The sequence below is a fragment of the Lentzea kentuckyensis genome (assembly GCF_002150765.1).
Lineage (GTDB): Bacteria > Actinomycetota > Actinomycetes > Mycobacteriales > Pseudonocardiaceae > Lentzea > Lentzea kentuckyensis.
The window spans coordinates 1-19,716 of sequence record NZ_MUYM01000046.1 but is presented as its reverse complement, the minus strand read 5'-3'; the positions used below and the strand labels follow the sequence as shown (position 1 = coordinate 19,716).

The following is a 19,716-nucleotide window of genomic DNA, read 5'->3' as shown; positions in this document are numbered from 1 at the left end:
CCGTCGATCGCAGGGGGTGCGGTGACCTGGGGGCGGGCCGTGCGCTTCCTGCTAATCCTTATCGAGAGCACGAGTCGAAACGCGGCGGATAGCCCGCCGCGGGTGACGAGGAGGCACTGGCGTGAGCAGCACCCCAGCAAGGATCGCGGCCCTCGACAGCTCGAACGGTTTGTCGACGACCGCAGTCCCGGTTCCGGAACTGCCCGCGTCCGTCGAGGAGTTGGCAGCCGCCGCGGCGATCCGCCTCGGCTGGCACGGCGTGGTTCTCCCCGAAATGGTCCTGATGGGCCGCAAGGTCGTCGTCGTGGCCGAGCTCCTGGCCGACGCCCACGCCGAGCGCGTGTGCGTGGGTGCGGGTCCTGAGGCCGACAAGACCACCGTCTCCACCTGGGTGTGGCCGGAGATGGAAGGCCGCGTCCCGCCGGCCGCCGTCCGCATCGTCGGCGTCCTGGCCGTCGCCCGCCACTGGCGGACCGCGCTCGCCTCCGCCGTCCCCTTCGCCCGCTACGGCAACGCCGCGGTCGTCCTGCCGGAGTCGGTCGCGTTCTCGCACGACTACCTGGCGAACTGCCTGCCGCGCGTCCGTCGTTACGGCGTCTCGGTGCTGCTGGCCGACGACGAGAAGGACCTCTCGGTCGACGTGTCCGGCCGTCAGGAGACCGTGCCCGCCGAGGACACCGCCATCACCCGCTGGGTCAACGAGCTCGTCTACGAGCAGGTGCTCGCCACCGCTTCCTGATCTACGGTCGGGACATGCGAGTAGTCATAGCCGGCGGACACGGGCAGATCGCGCTGCTTCTCGAGCAGCTGCTGGCCACCCGTGGAGACGCCGCAACCGCACTGGTCCGCAATCCCGATCACTTTGGCGATGTGCAGGAAGCCGGAGCAGTTCCGGTGCTGTGCGACCTGGAGTCCGCTGAGCTGGACTCGGTCGCCGCGTATCTGAACGGCGCGGACGCCGCGGTTTTCGCCGCCGGCGCCGGGGCAGGCTCAGGAGCCGCCCGCAAGGACACCGTGGACTACGGAGCCGCCGCCCTGTTCGCCTCCGCAGCCGTCGAGGCGGGGGTGCGGCGGTTCGTCCAGGTGTCGACCGTCGGCATCGAGGCCGCCGATTCTCCTTCGGTGGATCCGGAGTTCGCTGTCTACCTGAAGGCCAAGAAGCTGGCCGAGGACGACCTGAAGCCGCGTGATCTCGACTGGACGATCCTGCGGCCTGGGCCGTTGGTGAACGACACACCCACCGGACTGGTCACGTTGGCGGCGCCTCGGTTGCCGCGGGCGTCGGTCACTCGGGCGGACGTCGCCGCCGTGCTGGCGGAGCTGCTGAACGCTCCGCAGACGGTCGGCAAGACGCTGGAGCTGGTGAACGGCGAGACGCCGGTCGCCGACGCCGTTCGCGCGATCCTCTAGCCACCACCGACGTCACCCACTCGTGGTTCCAGACGGCACGCGGGGACCCCGCGTTTCCTTCTGGGACACGCGGGGTCCCCGCGTGCCGTCAGCCAAGCACTCGATCGAGGTACGGGTTGGTGAAGGTGCGGGTGGGGTCGACCTCGTCGCGGACCCGCAGGAAGTCGTCGAAGTGCGGGTACAGCGGGCGGAGTTCGGCGGACGTGAGGTCGTGCATCTTGCCCCAGTGCGGACGGCCGCCCACCGACGCGGCGATGCTCGCGTAGGCGTCGAAGAACGCCTTGTACTGCATGCCCAGCGCCTGGTGCATCGAGATGTAGGCGGTGTCGCGGCCGTTCGCCGTGGACAGCCAGATGTCGTCGGCCTGGGCTACCCGCACTTCGCACGGGACGATCAGGGCGTCGCGGTCGCCCAGCTTGTTGGCGACCGCGCGGAGTTCGCCGATCACGTCCATCAGGGTTTCGCGGGGGATGGAGAACTCGGTTTCCACGAACCGGACTCGGCGCGGGGTCACGAAGACGTTGTGCGAGTAGTCGGAGTAGGAACGCTCGGAGATCAGGGAGCCGCAGAGTTCGTTCAGGCGGCGGGTGTAGCGCGGGAAGGTCTTGGCGACCTTGCAGACCGCGCCGAAGGCGGCGTTCTCCATCACCTCGTACTCCCACGTCTGCCGGATCTTCGACAGGGGGCGGGCGGGTTCGGTGATTCTGTTGTTGCGCTTGAGGATCACGCGGTCCGAGTGCGTGAACCAGTGGAACTCGACGTGGTCCTCGACAGCGCAGAGGTCGTCGAACTGCTCCAGCACGGCGTCCAGTCGGCCCGGGGTTTCGGAGGCTTGCAGGACGAACGACGGCACGCATTGCAGGGTGATCGTGCTGATGACGCCCAGGGCGCCCAGGCCGACTCTGGCCGCGTTGAAGAGGTCCGGGCGTTCGGTGCGCGAGCAGGTGACGACCGAGCCGTCGGCCAGGACCAGTTCCAGTTCGGCGATCGCGGTGGCGAGGACGCCCAGTTTCGCGCCGGTGCCGTGGGTCGAGGTGGAGACTGCGCCGGCGACGGTCTGGGCGTCGATGTCGCCCAGGTTCGGCATGGCGAGGCCCAGCCGGTGGAGGTCGGCGTTGAAGGCCCACAGCGGGGTGCCGGAGCGGACGGTGACGAGGCCGGATTCCGTGTCCGCGCGCACGATTCCCGTCCAACGGTCCAGGTCGAGCGCTGTTTCCGGCGCGACCGCGATGTCGTTGAACGAGTGACCGCTGCCCCGCGCGCGGACACGGGTGCCCGAGGTGACCGCCGCTGCGATCTCGTCCGTGCTGGCCGGGTGGACTACGCGCGCAGGGGTGCACGAAGCCGTTCTAGCCCAGTTCGTCCACACACGGACCTCCACGAGAGTGTGACCTGACACAGCAACGTAGGTGAAAGCTCTTCACGTTTCAAGGGTTCACGACGTACCGTCAGGGGCATGCGCAGAAACCGACTCGACGCCGCGACGAAGGATCTGGATCCTCCGTTCGCGATCGTCGACCTGGACGCCTTCGACCACAACGCGGCGGACCTCGCCCGTCGCGCTGCCGGTCATCCGATCCGGGTCGCGAGCAAGTCGATCCGGGTGCGCGAGCTGGTGAGCCGGGCGCTCGAACGGCCCGGTTACGCCGGGGTCATGTGCTACTCGCTGGCCGAGGCGTTGTGGTTGTCGGAGCAGAACGTGTGCGAGGACCTGCTGGTCGCGTACCCGACCGCCGACCGGGCGTCGTTGCAGAAGCTCGCGGCCAACGAGACGGCACGTCAGCGGGTCACGATCATGGTCGACTCGGTTGAGCACCTCGACTTCGTGGACGCGGCCATCGGACCGCACTCCGACATCCGGGTCTGCCTGGAGCTGGACGTGTCGTGGCGGCCGTTGCCCGGCGTCCACATCGGGCCGCGTCGTTCGTCGATCCACACGCCGCAGCAGGCGAAAGCCCTCGCCGCCAAGATCACCCAACGGCGTGGGTTCAAGCTGGTCGGTGTCATGGCGTACGAGGGGCAGATCGCCGGACTGGGTGACAACCCGCCCGGTCAGCCGTTGCGCGCGCTCGGGATCCGGTTCATCCAGTCGAAGTCCGGGCCGGAGCTGATCCACCGGCGGATCGCCGTGGTCAGCGCGGTGCGGCAGGTCGCGGATCTGGAGTTCGTCAACGGTGGTGGCACCGGCAGCCTGGAGCTGACGGGGTCGGACCCGTCGGTCACCGAGCTCGCGGCGGGCAGCGGTCTGTTCGGGCCGACGCTCTTCGACGGGTACCAGGCGTTCAAGCCGGAGCCCGCGGCGCTGTTCGCGTTGTCGGTGGTGCGCAAGCCGACCAAGCGGGTCGCGACGTTGTTCGCCGGCGGCTACATCGCGTCCGGAACCCCGACGCCCGACCGCCAGCCGTCGCCGTACCTGCCGGCCGGGCTGAAGACGCTCGGGCTCGAGGGCGCGGGCGAGGTGCAGACACCGGTCACCGGCAAGGCGGCGGAGCAGCTGAAGATCGGCGACCGCGTCTGGATGCGGCACGCCAAGGCGGGCGAGCTGTTCGAGCGGTTCGACGAGGTGCACCTGGTGCACGGCGACCGCATCGAACGGACCGTGCCCACCTACCGCGGTGAGCGCAGGAACTTCGGCTGAGGACCAGGCGGTCGCGGGTGCCGTCGGCGGTATCACGCGGCAAAGCCCGCCATTAGCGTCGAAGCATGACGGTGCAGACATTGGCCTGTGCGCTGTCGGCGGCCGCGCTCGCCACAGTGCTCACCGGCACTGGTAGCGCGACGGCGGCGCCATACACCGCGCAGTTTCGCGGTGACGGCTCCAGCAGCTTCGGGTTCGCCTGGGAGTACGCGCGCCGGGACGCCCGGGATCAGGCCGTGGCCGACGGGTTCACCGATCCCGCCGCGCAGTGCGAGGAGACCTTCGCCTTCGGCAACCCGTTCGACGCGACGGTCATCTGGGAGTGCACCCGCTAGACCGGCAGGCGTGACGACAGGTAACCCCTGACCAGCGCCCTGGCTTCGCCCAGAATCGTCTGGTCGCCCATCGGGCTCTTGCGGAACGCCATCTTCATCACGGCGTCGGCGGCTTCGACGGCGATCGCGATGGGCAGCTGGACCTCGGTCATCGGGATGCCGAACTTGCCGGAGATCAGCTCGGAGATCTTGTCGGAGATGACGGCGTTGTTGTCGCGGCGGTCGTCCAGCAGCCGCATGTCCACGACGTCACCGAAGTGCAGCCTCCCGAACGCGGGGATCTCGCGGTGCATCGTCACGTAGACGTCGAACACCGTGTCCACGGCGTCCCACCAGTGCTCGAGTGTCGCCTGCTCGAGCCGTTCGGTGATGCCCTGGGAGAACCGGTCGACGTTGCGCAAAGTCAGCGCCTGCACGACGGCTCTCTTGTCCGGGAAGAACTGGTACAGCGAGCCGACCGCCACCCCCGCTCTCTCCGCGATCAACGTCGTGGTGACTCCGTCGTAGCCCACCTCGTCGATCAGGGTTGCGCAGGCCTCGAGCATGCGCTCGACTCTTTTGGCGCTGCGCTGCTGCACGGGCTGGCGGCGAAGCGGGGTGGTGCTCGTCACGGCGACTCCCAGTAGTTCGGGTGCTTCCATCTTGCCTGTTGTACGGCCTTTTCACTTCCCTGAACCTGTCAACACGCCTACGATCCGAACAAGTTTCACATTTGGAGGATCGATGAGCGACTTCCTTTGGGGAGTGTCGACGTCCGCGTTCCAGATCGAGGGCGCGTTCGATGCAGGCGGTCGGGGTCCCTCCGTGTGGGACGAGTTCACACCGATCCGCGACGACGACAACGCTTCTGTTGCCTGCGACCACTACAACCGGTGGCGCGAGGACGTTGCGCTCATGACGCAGCTCGGCGTGAACGCGTATCGGTTCTCGATCGCGTGGCCGCGCATCCAGCCGTCCGGCAAGGGGCCGGTCAACGCCGAAGGTCTCGACTTCTACGACCGCCTGGTCGACGCCCTTGTCGACGTTGGTATCGCCCCCGTGGTCACGTTGTACCACTGGGACACGCCACTGGAGCTGGAAGCCGAAGGCGGCTGGCTGAATCGGGACATCGCCGACCGGTTCGCCGACTACACGGCGCTGGTCGCGAACCGTCTCGCCGACCGCGTGAAGCTGTGGATCCCGATCAACGAACCCGCGATGGTGACGTTGCAGGGCTATGCGATCGGTGAGCACGCCCCTGGCAAGGCGTTGCTCTTCGACGCGTTGCCGACCGCCCACCACCTGAACCTCGCTCACGGCCGTGCGGTCGAAGTGCTGCGGTCGTTCAACGCGCAAGCCGTTGGTACAGCGAACAACCACACGCCGGCCTGGCCGGCTACGCCGAATGACGTAGCGGCTGCCGAGGCGTACAGCGAAATCCACAACTGGTTGTACGCGGACCCAGTTCTGTCGGGCCGATATCCGGACGCAGTCGCCGATCTGCTGCCGATCCAGGACGGTGACCTGCAGGTCATCCACCAGCCGCTCGACTTCTACGGCGTGAACTACTACAACCCCACCCGGCTCAAGTCGCCGTCGGAGGGCAATCCGCTGCCCTTCGAACTGGTGGAGATCGACGAGTACCCGCTCACCAACTTCGGCTGGCCGGTCGTGCCGTCCGGGCTGAGCGAGATCATCACGACGTTGCGCGAGCGGCACCCGAACCTGCCGCCGGTGTACGTCACCGAGAGCGGCTGCAGCTTCCCGCACGAGGTCGAGGACACCGAGCGGATCGCCTACCTCGACGGACACCTCAAGGCCGCGCTGGAAGCCGGTGTCGACGGCTACTTCGTGTGGTCCCTGCTCGACAACTTCGAGTGGGAGTCCGGATATTCACAGCGGTTCGGCCTGGTCCACGTCGACTTCGAGACGCAGCGACGCACGCCGCGCGACTCGTTCCACTGGTACCGAAAGGTGATCAGTGGTGAGTGAAGCGCTCGCCGAACCGGTTGTCCCGGTTCGCAGAAGCTGGATGGCCTGGCTGTTCGTCGCGAACCTCGGTCTGTGGCTCGCGGTCTACGCGCCGATCCAGATCCTGTTGCCACGGCAGGCCGAACTGCTGGACAAGGCGAACAAGACGTTCGTGTTCGGCGTCGTCACCGGTGTCGGCGCGTTCGTGGCGATGGTGGGGGTGCCGCTCATCGGCTTCCTGTCCGACCGCACGACCTCGCGCTTCGGCCGTCGGCATCCGTGGACGCTGATCGGGGCGATCGTCGCGGGGGCCGGCCTCGCTGTTCTGGCCAGCGCGCACTCGGTCCTGGTCATGACAATCGGCTGGTGTCTGGTGCAGGCGGGGGTCAGCAGCATGCTCGCCGCGCTGACCGCCGCGGTGCCGGACCGCGTGCCCATCGTGCAACGGGCCAAGGTCGGTGGGCAGTTCGGGATCAGCCAGATGCTCGGCACCGTGCTGGGCGCGGTCGTCGTCACGGAGTTGGTCACCGACCTGAAGGCCGGCTACCTGGCCTGTGCGGTGATCGTGCTGGCCGGAGGCTTGTTCTTCGTGCTCAGGACGCCGGACACGCAGTTGATCGTGAAGCCGGTGCGGCCGACGTTCTGGATCTCACCCCGTGAGCACCCCGACTTCGCGTGGGCGTGGCTCGGGCACTTCATGCTCAACGTCGGCAACGCGTTCGGCACGCTGTACCTGTACTTCTTCCTGAGCGACGAGGTGCACCACCCGTCTCCCGACGAGGGCCTGCTGCAGTTGATGGCCCTGTACGGGGTGGCGCTCACCGCAGGAGCGGTGCTGTTCGGCGCACGAAGTGATCGTTCTGGCCGTCGGAAGCCGTATGTGTACGGCGCGTCGGCTGTCATGGCGTTGGCGGCGTTGTTGTTGGTGGTGTCGCCGACGTGGCCGGTCGCGCTGGTCGCCGCCCCGTTGCTCGGCATCGGCTTCGGCACCTACCTGGCCGTCGCGATCGCCCTGCTCACCCAGGTGTTGCCTGCCGCGGCCGATCGGGCCAAGGATCTGGGCGTGATCAACGTGGCCAACGCGTTGCCGCAGGTCATCGCCCCCTTGCTGACTGCCATGATCCTCGCGAACCTTGGTGGTTACCGCGGTCTGTTCGCGGCGTCGGCGCTGGCGACCGCGCTGGCGGCGGTGTTGATGAGTCGAGTGCGATCGGTGGTCTGATGCAGCTGTCGGGCAAGAGTGTTCTGGTCACCGGAGCGTCCCAGGGGATCGGTGCCGAGGCCGCGTTCAGGTTCGCGGCCCACGGTGCGCGCGTCCACCTTGTGGCCAGAAGCGCCGAACTGCTCGATCAACAGGTCAAACGGATCATCGAGTTCGGCGGCTCGGCGACCGCTCACGTGGCGGATCTGGCGGACGCCGCGCAGATCCGCGCGCTCGCCGAGGAGGTTCCGGCACCGGATGTGCTCGTCAACAACGCCGGCGTCGGCCGCTGGTTGTTCCTGGACGACACGTCGGCCGACGAGCTGCAGACGATGACCGCCGTGCCGTACCTGGCGGCGTTGCTGCTGACCAGGGAATACCTCGGTGCCATGCGGTCCCGTGGCTCCGGCTGGATCGTCAACGTGAACTCACCGGTGTCGCGCCTGCCGATTCCCGGCTGCGTGGGCTACCAGTCGTCGCGGTGGGCGCTGCGCGGTCTCACCGCGTCGTTGCGCCTCGACCTGCGCGGTACCGGTGTCGGGATCAGCGAGGTCGTCCCGGGCAAGGTGTCCAGCGAGTACTTCAACAACAACCCCGGCGCCGAAGAGCGGATCCCGGCGATCGCCCGGCTGATCCCCACGGTCACTCCGCAGCAGTGCGCGAAGGCGATCGTCGACGCCGTGGAGAAGGAACGCGCCGAGCACCTGTTCCCGTGGCAGCTCAAGGCGTTCGAGCTCTCCGGCCGGCTGTTCCCCGGCCTGACCTCGTACCTGACCTGGAGGACCGGCACACACCGCTGATCTTGTCGGTGCTGCTGAGTACGTTGAAACGCAGGGGTTCCCAGCTCGGGGGGACCCCTGCGCGAGCATGGAAACGGCCCCTTGCCTGCGCGGGAGGTGCAGACAAGGGGCCGACGTGGTGACCGCGGACCGACGACGGTCGGGGAGGGTGGGTGCACGTCACCGGCCCGCGGGAATCTGTGGAGTTGTTGAGCTGACCGGGGTCCGCGATGTCGCGGTCGGGGGTTCGCGCATCGCGGACCACCGGTCAGTAGGCGGTTTGCAGACCTGGTCGTGTCGGGGGGACGCCAGGTCAGTCGCAAACGCCCGTTAGTGGGCTCGAGCCACCGCGCGGCGGGACCGGGTGACAGGAGGAGTCACCGGGGCCTCGCGCAGATGGCGAGCCGGGCGCGGGGCGAGTCCGCCCGCGACCAGGTGTTCGTACGCGGCGCGCCACACCGAGCAAGGTGACTTCTGCTGACGCCAACGGCCGGAGCACTCAGGGCAGTTGCCCTTCTCGTCCGGCTCGTGCGCTGCCAGCAGAGCACGCCATCCCTCGGTCAGCCGAGGGAGCTCGGATCGAGCCACCGACAGGAGGGACGGGGCGTCCGCGCGGCTCGCCAGCTCCGTGAGCAGGTCGAGGCGTTCCCACACAGCGTTGCGAAGAACCTGTCCGAGTATCGCGTCCATCGAGGAACTCACCGTCACCTTTCCGCCTGGTCGGCGGCTTCGCGTAGCGCGGCCCTGAGCTGTACGAGCTGGTCGTGGGTCAAGACTGCCGTCTCCCCGGGAGGTCCGACCAGAACCACTTGGCCCTGAACGACCTTCACGGTGAGCTGGCGGTCCCGGTCGACCACGTCGCCGCAGCTGATCTGCCACGATCGACGTTGCCCGGTCATGCCGCGCCATGTGGATTCGGTGTCACCCGTCTCCACAATGGAGGTGGAGCCAGGGGAGGAGCTGTCCACTATTGGTCGTTCCTCTCCGTGCTCACTCGCTTACCGGAATCTAGATTGCGATGATTCATGCCGGAACGGGACGTCACAGCGCCCACCGGTGGAAGTCTTACGGTGAGCGGTAAGTGGTGTTCGGTGGAGCCGATCAGCTCCGCCGAAGAGGACTTCTCGACTCGGGGACCTGCCCCTAGTCTGCCGATGACGCCCAACGGACTGTGAGGGTGCGCGATGAACACCATGAGTTCCCAGGGCTCTCCGATCCCCACTGAGGTGTGGGACCACCAGGAGATGCGGGACGCACTGGCCCGACGAGAGATCAGCTCGGTTTACCGGCTGCTCCGGCGGCACGGTGTGTCCCAGCGCCAGATCGCGGCGCTCACTGGGCAGTCGCAGTCCGAAGTCTCGGAGATCCTCAAGGGACGCCAGGTGATGGCATATGACGTCCTGACTCGGATCGCCGTCGGCTTGGGTGTCCCACGTGGATACATGGGTCTCGCCTATGACGAGACAACGGCAGTGAGGGTGGCCGCAACCGCGGACTCACCCCATCCTGAGGAGGACGAGTCGGTGAAGCGTCGGAAGTTCCTCGCGCACGCCGCCGCCGTGACAGTGGGCGCGGCCGTGTTCGGAGCGGACTCCGGGTCGTGGGTTTCACACCCCACACAGACTCCGGCTCCGGGACGCATCGGCATGACCGATGTGCGCCAGGTCGAAGCGGCGACGCGGGCTCTGCGTGCCCTGGACTACCAGTACGGCGGCGGTTCCTGCCGCGACGCCGTGGTCGCGCAGCTGTCCTGGGGACAGCAGATGCTCGGTGCGAGCTCCACGGACATCGTTCGCCAGCGCCTCTACGTCGCGCTGGCCGACCTGCACAACCTCGCCGGCTGGACGTCGTTCGACACGGGCCTGATGGACTCGGCCCGCAACCACTTCGGTCAGGCGCTCGACCTCGCCAAGCAGGGCGAGAACGAGGCGCTGATGGCGAACATCCTGTACCGCATGGGCCGCGTCTACTTGCACCAGAACGCCCCGGACGACGCGCTGAAGGTGTTCCAGCTGGGTCAGCTGGCCGCGCAGAACTCCGGTTCCGAACTGGCGGTGGGCATCCTGTGCGCGAACGAGGCCTGGGCCTACGCCAAGATGGGCTCCGACGAGCAGGCGCTCAAGCTGCTCGGCCGTGCGCGCGACGAGTTCTCCCGCGCGAACGTCGCGGAAGCCCCCGCCTGGGCCAAGTTCTTCAACGAGATCGACCTCTCGTCCATGATCGGCACGGTGCACACGGAGCTGGCCCAGACGGTGGACGCCAAGTACACGAGGACCGCCATCCCGGCGCTGTCCAAGGCGATCAACAACTTCGGTGACGAGTACGCGCGCAGCCGCTCGTTCAACCTCACCTCGATGGCGATCAACCACCTGCTCGAGGGCGACATCGACCACGGCGCCAAGATCGGTCGCCAGGCCGTCGACCTGTCGGAAAGCCTCAAGTCGGTGCGCACGAAGCAGCGCATGGAGCCGCTGCGCCAGGAGGCCGAGAAGCGCCGCAACAACCCCGAGGCCCGCGAGCTCGCGGACCGCGTCGCCCGCTTCACCGGCACCGAGTCGGCTGCCTGACCAGCATCTCGTTTGGGCCCCATAGCACCACGATTGGATGGTGTGGGACACGAACCGGTAACGCCAGGACCTTCGCACACGAATGCAGCATCGACGGGCGAGAAATCCACGCCTAAGGTGCGGCAGGTCGGGGCGAAGGACGAGGTGCGGCGCGTGAGCCTTACTCGGAGGTGGCGTTCCAAGAGAGCGCTGCGGTCCGCGCAGTTGCTCGACGAGGTGGTGGACACCCAGCTGCCACTGCTGGCGGGGTTCGACGAGGAGCGTCGGCGCAGGTCAGCCGACTACCTCGCGGAGCTGGTGGCGCTGGCGCAGGACTACCGCTACTACGCGAACGGCTGGATCGACAGCCGTGAGCTCGATCGTCGCGGTCAGCGGACGATGAACCGGCTGGCGCGCATGCGTGAAGAATCTTCGGCTCGACTGATCACCGACTAGTCCGTTCGTGCGCAGCTCGTCGCGCCGATCGGACCACTCGCCGAGTGCGGCTCGGATCGCGCGGATGTTTCACGTTGAACAATCACCAGGGCACCGGTCCGCTGTGGTCGAACAGCCCTCCGGTCGGCCCGTCGTCGGGCAGGGTGGCCAGCTTGATCGCGATCCTGGCTCCCTCCGCGGGTGTGTCCCTGCCCTGGAAGCCGTTGAGATCGGTCGCCACGTAGCCGGGACAGGCCGCGTTGACCTTGATGTTCGTGAGCTCCTTGGCGTACTGGACGGTGAGCGCGTTCAGGAACGTCTTCGACGGCGTGTAGGTCCCGTTGACCTCGCCGAACTCCACTTCTGGCGTGGTCTGCAGTGTCAGTGACGCGAGGTGGCTCGACTGGTTGACGATCCGCGGTCGTGCGGAACGGGCCAGCAGCGGCAGCATCGCGTTGGTGACCCGGACGACGCCGACCACGTTGGTCTCCAGCACCTCCCGCAGGTTTTCCGGTGTGGCGGTGGACGGCGCGGAGGGCCAGGCTCCGGCGATTGCCGCGTTGTTGACCAGCACGTCGAGGCGGCCGAACCGTTCCTCGAACAGCGCCGCTGCCGCCTTGACGCTCTCGTCGTCGGTCACGTCCAACGGCACGGCGAACGCGTCGACGCCGTTCGCCCGCAGTTTCGCCGCAGCCTCCTCGCCACGCCGGGCATCTCTCGCCCCGACCCCGACAGTCATCCCGAGACCGGCCGCGATCTCGTAGCCGATGCCCTTGTTCGCGCCGGTGACCAGCGCAATCGTCTGTTCGCTCATGCAGTTGATCGTGGTCGGCGGCGTGGCCGGAACCAACATCACTTCGGTCTGGCACCGATACCCGGCGGATATCGATACGGTGGTCGGGTGGAGACCCGAGAGCTCCGGTATTTCGTCGCGGTCGCGGAAGAACTGCACTTCGGCCGCGCTGCCGACCGCCTCGGCATCGCCCAGCCACCGTTGTCGCGGACCATCGCCCAGCTCGAACACCGGCTCGGCGTCGCGCTGCTGACCCGCACCAGTCGCAAGGTCTCGCTCACCGACGCGGGTGCGGTGCTGCTGGCTGAGGGACGGGCGATCCTCGGGGCGGTCGCCGCGGCCGAGAGGCGCACCCGGACCGTCGACCGGCCGTCCCTGGTGCTGGCCGCCAAGGCCGGTGGTTCCAGCGAACTGCTGGCGAAGCTGCTCGACGCCTACGCCGCCGAACCCGGTGCGGTCGCCGTCGACCTGCTGCTGTGCGAGGCCCACACCCGGCAACCGCTGTTCGACGGCCGGGCCGACGTGGCGATCCTGCACGAACCGTTCGACTCGACCGCCGACCTCGACGTCGAGGTCCTGCGCACCGAGAGCCAGTTCGCGATCCTCGCTAGCTCTCATCCGCTGGCCGGCGCGGCACGGTTGCGGATGGCCGACGTCATCGACCTGCCGGAGCTCGCGCGCTGGCCGGAGCCCGACGGCACCTACCTGGACGGCCCCGGCGTCGAGGTGCACAACCTGACGCAGCTGTTCCAGATGATCGCGCTCGGCCGGGCTGTCGCGGTCATGCCGGAGGTCGTCCGAGCTGGCCTGGGCGAAGGACTGGTGGCGGTGCCGGTCGTGGACGCGCCAAAGGTGACGACGGTGATCGCGTGGCCACCGCACAGCAGGTCGCGCGCTGTTGCCGACCTGGTTCGCGTGGCGACGGGGTTCAGCTGACGGGTGCGCGGCTGAGTACGACCGCGAGGCCGAACGCGACGCCCATGATGGTCACCTCCAGCACCGCCCACTGCACGATCGCGGTGACCTTGTGCTGGGAGATCTTCGGCAGCAACCGCCACCGGATGTGCGCGCCGAGCACCGCGATCAGCCCGGCGCACACGGCCTTGCCGAGGAACAACAACCCGTACCCGGTCGTGAACAGCGACTGCGGGAACGGGACGACCGGGTTGAGGATCAGCTCCAGCAGGCCGTTGAACAGGCCGGTCACCGCGACCACGATCAGGCTGATGGTCGCGATCCTGGAGAACTTCGGCAGCGCGACGGCGAGCAGCCCCTTGCGGTGGGCGACCAGTGCCATCAACACGCCGAGCCCGCCGGTCCACGCGGCCGCGCCCAGCACGTGCAGCTCCATGGAGACCATCGAGTAGTCGTGGTACTTCCAGTTGGACGCGTGCCCGGTGACCGGGATCGGCAGCAGCCCGAACATCGAGATGAGAATCCGCAGCTCAGCGGGTACGGACTCGCCGCCGCGCACGGCCATCACACCGATGATCAGGTAGATGAACGCGCAGGCCGCGCTGAACAGCAGGCCCTTGCCGGCACCGACTGTGCCGATGTAGTCGATCGCGTTGGCGATGCTGACGTTGCTGCCCGGCCGCAGCTCGGCGGCCTGCAGGACGATGGCCGTGAGCGCCGTGACCACCCAGACGGCCGCGGCGATGACCGCGGCCGGCCGGGCGATCCGCATGACGGGTTCGGTGTGCGTCGGACGGTCGAAGCCGAGCAGTTTCGGCAGGATCGACAACCCGACGACGATCGTCGCCGAGACGTCCAGCAGCACCCTGGTGACCGGCAGGCCGTACCGGACCGCCGCCCCGGCGTCGACGACCCCGGCGACCACGACAGGTGGGGCCAGCACGAGGCCGAGCGCGATGCCCGCGAGTGCGCCGAGGACGAGCCCGGCGAGCACGCGGTAGTGGGTGGAGGCGGCGGTCCGGACGTCGCTCATGCCTTCGCGCCCCCGCCGCCGCGCAGGGCGACGAACACGCCGCCGCCGAGCAGCACCACGGCGCCGACGATCCACACCCAGATGGGCAGGCCGTCGCTCGAACCGCTGTCGGGGGTGTCGTTGGTCGCGACCTGGCGAGGAGTGCCCGTGCCGTCCTTCGTGAGCGTGAACGTCAGCTCACCGGACACGGGGTGGCCGTCCGCGGACAGGATGCGGTAGCCGATCTTGTACTGCCCGGCCTTGCCCAGTGCGTCGACCTTCGTCGAGACCGCGTTGTCCTTGATCGTCGGGTCGCCCGCGACCTCGTAGTGACCGCCGTTGGCGTCGACGACCGAGATCGTGTTGATGCCCTGGCCGCCCTGCACGTCCTGGTCGAACGTCAGCGTGACCGACGACGGACCGGCGTCCAGTGAGGTCTTGTCCTTCGGGTCACTGCTGATCAGCGCGTTGTGCGCCGCCGCGGGGGCGGCCGTGACGAGCACGGCCGCACCAGCGATCAGGCACGCGATGAGTGCGCGCTTCATGCCTTGCGCCGCGAACGCAGGATCGCGCCGACGCCGAAGCCCAGGCCGAGCGCACCGACGGCCAGACCGGCGCCACCGAGGTAGCGGGCGGTCTTGTCGGAACCGGCTGCCGATGCCTCGTGGGTTTCGGCGCTGCCGGCGGCGGGCGTCGTGGCGTGGCCGCCGTGGGCGTCCTCGCCGGCCTTCTTCGCGGCGAGCTTCAGCGCGGGCGCCGGGTGCTCCGGCTCCTTGCCGTCGGCGCCGGTCGACTGCGACCAGTCCACGACCTCGCCGTTCTCGTAGGTCTGCTTGGTCGGGAGCTCCAGCTTGTCCTTGCCCTCCGGCAGGGTGCCGAGCGCGACGAAGAACTCCTGGTACTCGTTGATCCCGATCTTCACACCGGGATCGGCGGTCCAGGTGATCGTCTTGAACGCCTCGGTGATCTCCTTGCCGGCGATCGTCACGGGCTTGTCGAGCTTGCCCTTGACGGCCTCGGCCTTCCAGCCGGCGAGCGGCTTCGTGCGCACCGAGGTGAGCGGCGTGTCCTGCGGCAGCGTCACCTCGATCTTGGTGGTGCCGGCGTTGTCCCGCTCGTTCGGCACGCGGAACGCGAACGTCGCGCGGCCGCCCTGGGTGAACTCGGACGGCTGGGCGCTGACGTGCGCCGATGCGATCGCCGGGGTGCCGAGCACGGCGAATCCGGCAACGGCGAGGACGGCGAGCGTGCGCACGCCAAATCGATTTGTCGACATGAAGTTGTGGCTCCTGATTGCCAAAGGGGTTTGGTGGTTTTGGGTGATCAGGAACCGCAAGGAGGGGCGCGCAGCCCGTTCGCACGTCTCAGATCCGTGTGGTGCGCGTTGCGGACGTAAGGCGTGCTGGTGAACGTCCGCACCGGCGTCGTGACCGGTAGCGGCGTGAGCCTGCGGGGGATCAGGCGGGTGACGGCGGCGAAGAGCCTGAACAGGGCGTTCTCGGCGTGGAACAGGAGCAGGCCGGTCAGCGTCGCGGCGACGAGGTGCGCCACGAACATCTGCCCGGTGAGCGTGTTCGTGTGCTCGTGGTTGACCCAGGTCAGCAGCAGGTGCTGAGCGAGCTGGGCCGTGCCGAGCCCGGCGATGACCGAGAGCCGCCCGGTGCGCTTGTCGGCGAGTGACGCTGCCGCGAACGCGATCAGCACCACCAACGGCAACGCGTGGATGAACTCGGAGATCTCGCCGCCGCCCAGCCCGTGGGCGGTGATCGTGAGCGCGGCAGACGTCAGCGCGAGTGCGGCACCACGCAGGATGCGCAACTCACTCGACCGTGTGCTCACGTCGGTGAGGGTAATCGGAGGAGTTTGCCCGGGTCTACGAGTGGGTAACTACGGCCGCATGCACAACCAATGCGACCAGCCGGGCCGTACCGACCGGGTCGTGTTCGGCGTTGCCGCTGGTCTGACGCTTGCGTTCGTGGCCTGGGGAATCGTCGGCACAGCCAGTCTGGCGACTTTCTCGAAGTCGGCGCTCGGCTGGATCATCCAGCATCTGGGCTGGGCTTTTGTGATCTCGGCCTCCGGGTTCGTGGTCTTCGCCCTCTGGCTCGCGTTCAGCCGCTACGGCAAGATCCCGCTCGGTCGCGACGACGAGAAACCCGAGTTCAAGACGGTCTCGTGGGTCGCGATGATGTTCAGCGCGGGCATGGGCATCGGGCTGATGTTCTACGGCGTCAACGAGCCGCTGAGCCACTTCGTGAAGCCGCCGCCCGGTACCGAGGGCGACCCGCTCGAGACCGCGATGGCCACCACGCTCTTCCACTGGACGCTGCACCCGTGGGCGATCTACGCCATCGTCGGCATCGCCATCGCCTACAGCAGCTTCCGCCGCGGCCGGTCCTCGCTGATCAGCTCCGCGTTCGCGCCGCTGCTGGGTCGCCGGGCGTCGTCCGGCTGGGGCCGCGCGATCGACGTGATGGCGATCTTCGCGACCCTGTTCGGCTCGGCGGCGTCGCTGGGACTGGGCGCGCTGCAGATCGGGTCCGGCCTGGAGGCGGCCGGCTGGGCCGGTGACGTCGGCAAGGGTGTCCTGGTCGCGATCATCGCGGTGCTGACCGTGGCGTTCGTCGCGTCCGCGGTCTCGGGTGTCGCGAAGGGCATCCAGTGGCTGTCGAACATCAACATGGTGCTGGCCGTGGTGCTGGCGCTGTTCCTGTTCGTGGTCGGTCCGACGGTCTTCATCCTGAACCTGCTGCCGACCGCGCTGGGCGACTACTTCCGCGAGCTCGCGAACATGGCCGGCCGGACGGCTGCTTCCGGCGGTGACGCGACGGAGACGTGGCTGTCCGGGTGGACGATCTTCTACTGGGCGTGGTGGATCTCGTGGACGCCGTTCGTCGGCATGTTCATCGCGCGGATCTCCCGCGGTCGCACGATCAAGCAGTTCGTGGCAGGCGTGATCCTGGTGCCGTCCGCGGTGTCGCTGGTGTGGTTCGCGATCCTGGGCGGGACGGCGATCTTCGAGCAACGCGCCGGCGTCGATCTCGCCGGTCAGTCCACCCCGGAGTCGCAGCTCTTCTCGCTGCTCGACCAGTTCCCGCTCGCGACGATCGCCGGTGTGGTGGTGATGGTGCTGGTGGCGATCTTCTTCGTGTCCGGCGCCGACGCCGCGTCGATCGTGATGGGAACGCTCTCGCAGCAGGGCTCGATCCAGCCGAAGAAACCGGTGGTGATCTTCTGGGGCGTGCTGACCGGTGCCGTCGCCGCGGTGATGTTGCTGGTCGGCGGATCGAACGCGCTGACAGGTCTGCAGAACCTGACCATCATCGCGGCCCTGCCGTTCATGGTCGTGATGGTCGGTCTGTGCGTCTCGCTGGCGAAGGACCTGCGCTCCGACCCGATGATCAGGCGCGAGGAACGGGTCGCCGAGGTCATGGAGGAGGTCACCGCGCACCTCGACCCGGGGCAGGTGGTCGAGGAGGCGGCGGTCAAGGCCGTGGCCGAGGTGACGGGGAAGACCCCGAACGTCAGCGCACGTTCAGGCGCCTGAGCAGTTCCTGCTCCAGCATCTCCAGATCGGTACTGACGGCCCGGTGCGCTGCTTTGCGCCGGGCCGTCGGCATGCGTTCGGCGGCGCGCACCGCCGCGAGGAGTTGAGCCAGTCGCGCCTCGGTCTTCGAAACCCAATTGGAATCCGAAGCCCGCAATGCCTCCAACGACTCCGAAAAGCCGACAATCCGCGCGTGCAACCGGGCGCCGTAGCCGGAGTACTTCCCGATGTCCGCGACGTCGATGCCGAGCCGCCGCGCCCGGTACCGGTCGTACTGCTCGCTCAAAAGCCCAGCTCCGCGAGCGATCACCGGGGCCAGCACCGGAATGAGCGCGGGCGCCACCACCTTCGCGACACCGACCAGGTTCTTGGCCCTGCTGGGCGTGAAGCCGGCCTTCGCTTTGCGCGCCATTCGGGTACACCTCCTCCGTCAGATGAAACTTACTGCCCAGGTTGCCGACACATCGGCTCGACGCGCGACATACGCTGCACCAGTGACTTCCCAGGTGCAGCTAGACGCCGGCGTGGTCACTCGTTGTCGGCGGCGGGTGCACCTCGAAAACGATCCGGAGATGCGCGACGCTCCCAAGGCGGCGCCGGATCCGGCTTCGGAACAACGTAAAGCGGACGCGACGAACCACCGGCGCGCGGTGGCGGACGCGCTCGGCAGAATCGTCGGCTCGAATCTCTTCGAGGTGCCGAGCGGACCGGACGTGCGCACTGCTGACCGCGAACGCGTGACGCTCGCCGCGATGGAGATGGGCGCGCCGTACATCTGGGGCGCCGCACTGCCGCGTGACCCGCGCGGTGGCCGGCGCGGTGGGATCGACCTGCTGGTCAAGGACTCCACCGGGTACGTGCCGGTGCTCGTGGTCCGGCACAAGATCACCGATCCCGGTCAGGGCGCCCGCACCAGCCCGTTGACGCTGCCGTTGCCCGACGGCAGCCGCACCGACCCGCACCGCAAGGTCCGGCCGCAGCCGCGCGACCAGCTGCGGCTCGCCCACGCGCAACGGCAGCTGCAGGCCGCCGGCTACGCGCGGAACGGGCGTGCGACCGGTGGTGTGATCGGCATGGACGCCGATGTCGTGCTGTGGCACGACCTGGAGGCACCGACGTGGCCCGGCGGCCGCAACGCGCTGGCCGAGTACGACGCCCGGTTCAGCGACCGGCTGGCGGTGGCGCTGGCCGCGGCGAACCAGCAGGACCCGCTGGCCCGGCCGTCGCGGATCGTCGACTGCAAGACGTGCCCGTGGTGGCCGACCTGCGACAGCGATCTCAAGCAGGGCAGGGACGTCAGCCTCGTCGTGCGCGGCGAGGACGCGGTGGCGCTGCGCAAGGCCGGCCTGTCCACTGTGGATGAACTGGCCGCGCTGGACCCGGCGTCCGAGGGCCCGATCCAGTTGGTGGGCATGCCGTTCGGCGACGCCGTGGTGCTCGCACGGGCGTGGCTGCGCGATCTGACGCTGGTGCGCCGGGTGCCCGAGATGAGCGTGCCGCGCGCGGACGTCGAGGTCGACGTCGACATGGAGAGCTTCGGCGATCTCGGCGCGTACATGTGGGGCTGTCTGCTGTCCGGAAAGGACATCGACGAATCGCACGGCTACCGCGCGTTCGTCACGTGGGACGCGCTGCCGTGCGACGACGAGGCCCGCTCGTTCGCCGAGTTCTGGACCTGGCTCACGGGCATTCGCCTGCGCGCCAAGGCACGCGGGCTGTCGTTCCGCGCCTACTGCTACAACGAGCTGGCCGAGAACCGCTGGCTGCTGGCGTCGGCGGAACGGTTCGCCGGCAAGCCCGGCATCCCGACGGTGGCGCAGGTCAAGGAGTTCATCAACTCGGACTCGTGGGTCGACCTGTTCGGGATCGTCCGCGAGCAGTTCCTCTGCGCGCACGGCAAGGGCCTGAAGATCATCGCCCCGGTCGCGGGCTTCTCGTGGCGCGACCCGGAGGCCGGCGGCGAGAACTCCATGCGCTGGTACCGGGCAGCGGTGGGGCTCAACGGTGACGCGTTGGACGTCGAACAGCGGCAGCGGTTGCTGGAGTACAACGAGGACGACGTCCGGGCCACCCACCGCCTGCGCGAGTGGATGACCTCGGACGAGATGTCCCGTCTGCCGTACGCCGGAGATCTCTAAGCAGGCTGCCGGAAGTT

General features: G+C 68.3%; 21 protein-coding genes. 12 read left to right on the top strand and 9 right to left on the bottom strand.

Annotated elements, in window-relative coordinates:
* Positions 1-121: 121 nt before the first annotated feature.
* Entirely contained in the window at positions 122-739 is a 618-nt protein-coding gene (locus B0F77_RS22060) for a hypothetical protein (protein WP_086664859.1), read from the top strand.
* Positions 740-753: 14 nt separating this feature from the next.
* Positions 754-1,410 carry an NAD(P)H-binding protein gene (locus B0F77_RS22055; RefSeq protein WP_086664858.1) on the top strand — a complete coding sequence of 219 codons (657 nt, stop codon included), beginning with the start codon at positions 754-756 and terminating at the stop codon, positions 1,408-1,410.
* Positions 1,411-1,498: 88 nt separating this feature from the next.
* On the opposite strand, the gene B0F77_RS22050 is transcribed toward B0F77_RS22055, so the two are convergent.
* Positions 1,499-2,791, bottom strand: coding sequence for a D-arabinono-1,4-lactone oxidase (locus B0F77_RS22050; RefSeq protein WP_086664857.1), 1,293 nt, complete (start codon positions 2,789-2,791; stop codon positions 1,499-1,501).
* Between the two features lie 75 nt (positions 2,792-2,866).
* Here B0F77_RS22050 and B0F77_RS22045 point away from each other — a divergent pair, with 75 nt between their 5' ends.
* Together B0F77_RS22045 and B0F77_RS22040 are read left to right on the top strand one after the other, a co-directional pair.
* Positions 2,867-4,048: an amino acid deaminase/aldolase gene (locus B0F77_RS22045; protein WP_086664856.1), complete on the top strand. Its 1,182-nt coding sequence runs from the start codon at positions 2,867-2,869 to the stop codon at positions 4,046-4,048.
* A 65-nt stretch (positions 4,049-4,113) separates the two neighbouring features.
* Entirely contained in the window at positions 4,114-4,383 is a 270-nt protein-coding gene (locus B0F77_RS22040; protein ID WP_086664855.1) for a hypothetical protein, read from the top strand.
* Here B0F77_RS22040 and B0F77_RS22035 read toward each other — a convergent pair.
* Positions 4,380-5,024: a TetR/AcrR family transcriptional regulator gene (locus B0F77_RS22035; protein ID WP_211293928.1), complete on the bottom strand. Its 645-nt coding sequence runs from the start codon at positions 5,022-5,024 to the stop codon at positions 4,380-4,382. The two genes, B0F77_RS22040 and B0F77_RS22035, sit on opposite strands and share 4 nt — an antisense overlap.
* 82 nt (positions 5,025-5,106) lie before the next feature.
* Between B0F77_RS22035 and B0F77_RS22030 the strand changes: the two genes are divergently transcribed.
* From B0F77_RS22030 to B0F77_RS22020, 3 genes are read left to right on the top strand one after another with little or no spacing between them, the layout of a single operon-like run.
* Positions 5,107-6,354 (top strand): GH1 family beta-glucosidase, encoded by a 1,248-nt coding sequence (locus B0F77_RS22030; protein WP_086664853.1) that lies wholly within the window; start codon positions 5,107-5,109, stop codon positions 6,352-6,354.
* A gap of 40 nt (positions 6,355-6,394) precedes the next feature.
* A complete protein-coding gene (locus tag B0F77_RS22025) occupies positions 6,395-7,555 on the top strand; it encodes an MFS transporter (protein ID WP_086664852.1) in 1,161 nt (386 codons plus the stop codon).
* Complete coding sequence (locus B0F77_RS22020) at positions 7,555-8,334, top strand: SDR family NAD(P)-dependent oxidoreductase (RefSeq protein WP_086664851.1); 780 nt, start codon at positions 7,555-7,557, stop codon at positions 8,332-8,334. The genes B0F77_RS22025 and B0F77_RS22020 overlap by 1 nt, the downstream gene beginning before the upstream one ends.
* Before the next feature lie 309 nt (positions 8,335-8,643).
* On the opposite strand, the gene B0F77_RS22015 is transcribed toward B0F77_RS22020, so the two are convergent.
* Positions 8,644-9,003 (bottom strand): hypothetical protein, encoded by a 360-nt coding sequence (locus B0F77_RS22015; RefSeq protein ID WP_030480258.1) that lies wholly within the window; start codon positions 9,001-9,003, stop codon positions 8,644-8,646.
* A gap of 494 nt (positions 9,004-9,497) precedes the next feature.
* On the opposite strand from B0F77_RS22015, the gene B0F77_RS22005 reads away from it, so the two are divergent.
* Positions 9,498-10,880, top strand: a complete 1,383-nt coding sequence (locus B0F77_RS22005; RefSeq protein WP_086664850.1) for a helix-turn-helix domain-containing protein — start codon at positions 9,498-9,500, stop codon at positions 10,878-10,880.
* A gap of 153 nt (positions 10,881-11,033) precedes the next feature.
* The gene (locus tag B0F77_RS22000) at positions 11,034-11,315 is read left to right on the top strand and encodes a hypothetical protein (protein ID WP_086664898.1); all 282 of its coding nucleotides are present in this window, start codon (positions 11,034-11,036) and stop codon (positions 11,313-11,315) included.
* An 82-nt stretch (positions 11,316-11,397) separates the two neighbouring features.
* On the opposite strand, the gene B0F77_RS21995 is transcribed toward B0F77_RS22000, so the two are convergent.
* Positions 11,398-12,108, bottom strand: coding sequence for an SDR family oxidoreductase (locus tag B0F77_RS21995; protein WP_086664897.1), 711 nt, complete (start codon positions 12,106-12,108; stop codon positions 11,398-11,400).
* A gap of 87 nt (positions 12,109-12,195) precedes the next feature.
* On the opposite strand from B0F77_RS21995, the gene B0F77_RS21990 reads away from it, so the two are divergent.
* Positions 12,196-13,023 carry a LysR family transcriptional regulator gene (locus B0F77_RS21990; protein WP_086664849.1) on the top strand — a complete coding sequence of 276 codons (828 nt, stop codon included), beginning with the start codon at positions 12,196-12,198 and terminating at the stop codon, positions 13,021-13,023.
* On the opposite strand, the gene B0F77_RS21985 is transcribed toward B0F77_RS21990, so the two are convergent.
* From B0F77_RS21985 to B0F77_RS21970, 4 genes are all read right to left on the bottom strand, one after another.
* A complete protein-coding gene (locus B0F77_RS21985; RefSeq protein ID WP_086664848.1) occupies positions 13,016-14,035 on the bottom strand; it encodes a copper resistance D family protein in 1,020 nt (339 codons plus the stop codon). The two genes, B0F77_RS21990 and B0F77_RS21985, sit on opposite strands and share 8 nt — an antisense overlap.
* On the bottom strand, positions 14,032-14,559 hold the full coding sequence (locus B0F77_RS21980) for a copper resistance CopC family protein (protein WP_086664847.1): 528 nt from the start codon (positions 14,557-14,559) through the stop codon (positions 14,032-14,034). The genes B0F77_RS21985 and B0F77_RS21980 overlap by 4 nt, the downstream gene beginning before the upstream one ends.
* Positions 14,556-15,269 (bottom strand): YcnI family copper-binding membrane protein, encoded by a 714-nt coding sequence (locus tag B0F77_RS21975; protein WP_245848529.1) that lies wholly within the window; start codon positions 15,267-15,269, stop codon positions 14,556-14,558. The genes B0F77_RS21980 and B0F77_RS21975 overlap by 4 nt, the downstream gene beginning before the upstream one ends.
* 68 nt (positions 15,270-15,337) lie before the next feature.
* On the bottom strand, positions 15,338-15,853 hold the full coding sequence (locus tag B0F77_RS21970; RefSeq protein WP_143466845.1) for a hypothetical protein: 516 nt from the start codon (positions 15,851-15,853) through the stop codon (positions 15,338-15,340).
* Positions 15,854-15,911: 58 nt separating this feature from the next.
* Here B0F77_RS21970 and B0F77_RS21965 point away from each other — a divergent pair, with 58 nt between their 5' ends.
* On the top strand, positions 15,912-17,561 hold the full coding sequence (locus B0F77_RS21965; RefSeq protein WP_086664896.1) for a BCCT family transporter: 1,650 nt from the start codon (positions 15,912-15,914) through the stop codon (positions 17,559-17,561).
* Here the strand turns inward: B0F77_RS21965 and B0F77_RS21960 are convergent.
* Positions 17,539-17,973, bottom strand: a complete 435-nt coding sequence (locus B0F77_RS21960) for a DUF6474 family protein (RefSeq protein ID WP_086664844.1) — start codon at positions 17,971-17,973, stop codon at positions 17,539-17,541. The genes B0F77_RS21965 and B0F77_RS21960 overlap by 23 nt on opposite strands.
* Positions 17,974-18,055: 82 nt before the next feature.
* On the opposite strand from B0F77_RS21960, the gene B0F77_RS21955 reads away from it, so the two are divergent.
* Positions 18,056-19,699 (top strand): TM0106 family RecB-like putative nuclease, encoded by a 1,644-nt coding sequence (locus B0F77_RS21955; RefSeq protein WP_086664843.1) that lies wholly within the window; start codon positions 18,056-18,058, stop codon positions 19,697-19,699.
* The last annotated feature ends 17 nt before the right edge of the window (positions 19,700-19,716 follow it).

Coding starts and splice junctions, on each gene's coding strand:
- B0F77_RS22055 (WP_086664858.1), top strand. CDS start 754: ATGCGAGTAGTCATAGCCGGCGGACACGGGCAGATCGCGCTGCTTCTC.
- B0F77_RS22045 (WP_086664856.1), top strand. CDS start 2,867: ATGCGCAGAAACCGACTCGACGCCGCGACGAAGGATCTGGATCCTCCG.
- B0F77_RS22040 (WP_086664855.1), top strand. CDS start 4,114: ATGACGGTGCAGACATTGGCCTGTGCGCTGTCGGCGGCCGCGCTCGCC.
- B0F77_RS22035 (WP_211293928.1), bottom strand. CDS start 5,024: ATGGAAGCACCCGAACTACTGGGAGTCGCCGTGACGAGCACCACCCCG.
- B0F77_RS22030 (WP_086664853.1), top strand. CDS start 5,107: ATGAGCGACTTCCTTTGGGGAGTGTCGACGTCCGCGTTCCAGATCGAG.
- B0F77_RS22025 (WP_086664852.1), top strand. CDS start 6,395: ATGGCCTGGCTGTTCGTCGCGAACCTCGGTCTGTGGCTCGCGGTCTAC.
- B0F77_RS22020 (WP_086664851.1), top strand. CDS start 7,555: ATGCAGCTGTCGGGCAAGAGTGTTCTGGTCACCGGAGCGTCCCAGGGG.
- B0F77_RS22015 (WP_030480258.1), bottom strand. CDS start 9,003: ATGGACGCGATACTCGGACAGGTTCTTCGCAACGCTGTGTGGGAACGC.
- B0F77_RS22005 (WP_086664850.1), top strand. CDS start 9,498: ATGAACACCATGAGTTCCCAGGGCTCTCCGATCCCCACTGAGGTGTGG.
- B0F77_RS21995 (WP_086664897.1), bottom strand. CDS start 12,108: ATGAGCGAACAGACGATTGCGCTGGTCACCGGCGCGAACAAGGGCATC.
- B0F77_RS21985 (WP_086664848.1), bottom strand. CDS start 14,035: ATGAGCGACGTCCGGACCGCCGCCTCCACCCACTACCGCGTGCTCGCC.
- B0F77_RS21980 (WP_086664847.1), bottom strand. CDS start 14,559: ATGAAGCGCGCACTCATCGCGTGCCTGATCGCTGGTGCGGCCGTGCTC.
- B0F77_RS21965 (WP_086664896.1), top strand. CDS start 15,912: ATGCACAACCAATGCGACCAGCCGGGCCGTACCGACCGGGTCGTGTTC.
- B0F77_RS21960 (WP_086664844.1), bottom strand. CDS start 17,973: ATGGCGCGCAAAGCGAAGGCCGGCTTCACGCCCAGCAGGGCCAAGAAC.